This window comes from Sphingomonas sp. Root720, from assembly GCF_001428605.1.
GTDB lineage: Bacteria > Pseudomonadota > Alphaproteobacteria > Sphingomonadales > Sphingomonadaceae > Rhizorhabdus.
Map to the genome: position 1 here is coordinate 730,767 of NZ_LMID01000013.1, position 1,016 is coordinate 731,782.

Sequence of the window (1,016 nt, forward strand, 5' to 3'; positions counted from 1 at the left end):
GGTCACGCTCGAACGCCTTCCAGGCGCCGGCGAGGCCGGCATGCTCGGCGGTCTTATATGTGTACACCTCGCCCAAGGTAGGGCGCGCGTCCTCGTGCAGTTCGGCGACAGCGAAGCGCGCATGGGTCCCGCCCAGGTCGACCGCGACGATCTCCATCAGAGCCCCCACGCAAAGCCCCTCTCCTTCGGGGGAGGGGTTGGGGCAGGGAAGATATCGGCTTCCCGCGTCACCTCACAGCCCCGCCGCCGCCAGCATTGCCGAGCCGCCACGCTCGGCGGTGTCCGCRCCCGCGCGCATGAAGGCGAACAGCTCGCGGCCGGTGCCGACATGCGCGGGCGGCGGAACCGCGTCCGCGCGCGCCGCCCATTCGGCGGCGTCGACCAAGGCCTCGATCGCGCCGGTCTCGCCGCACAGCCGGACGAGGTCGCCGTCCCTGAGCTTCGCGATCGGCCCGCCGCCCAGCGCCTCGGGGCTGAGGTGGATCGCGGCAGGCACCTTGCCCGAGGCCCCCGACATCCGCCCGTCGGTGACCAGCGCCACCCGAAAGCCGCGGTCCTGCAGCACGCCGAGCGGCGGGGTCAGCTTGTGGAGTTCGGGCATGCCGTTGGCCTTCGGGCCCTGGAAGCGGACGACGACGATCACGTCACGGTCGAGCTCGCCCGCCTTGAAGGCGGCGGTGACCTGGTCCTGGTCGTCGAACACGCGGGCCGGCGCCTCGATCGTCCAGCGGCTCCGCTCGACCGCGCTGGTCTTGAAGGTGCCGCGCCCGAGATTGCCCTGCACCAGCCGCATGCCGCCGTCGGGCTGGAACGGGCGGCCGTGCGGGCGCAGCATCGCGTCATCGAGCGGCTCGGCCGGGGCATCGGCCCAGGCCAGCGCTTCGCCGTCGAGCCGGGGCTCCCTCGCATAGGCGCCGAGGTCGTCGCCAGCGACGGTCAGGATGTCGCGGTGGAGATAGCCGCCGTCGAGCAGGGTCGCGATGACATAGGCCATGCCGCCCGCCGCCTGGAAATGG

At 72.7% G+C, this 1,016-nt stretch carries 1 pseudogene; it reads right to left on the minus strand.

The features are described 5' to 3' along the window. Nucleotides 1-232 precede the first annotated feature (232 nt). Nucleotides 233-1,016: pseudogene (locus ASE22_RS20825) on the minus strand (dihydroxy-acid dehydratase domain-containing protein); the annotation flags it as partial.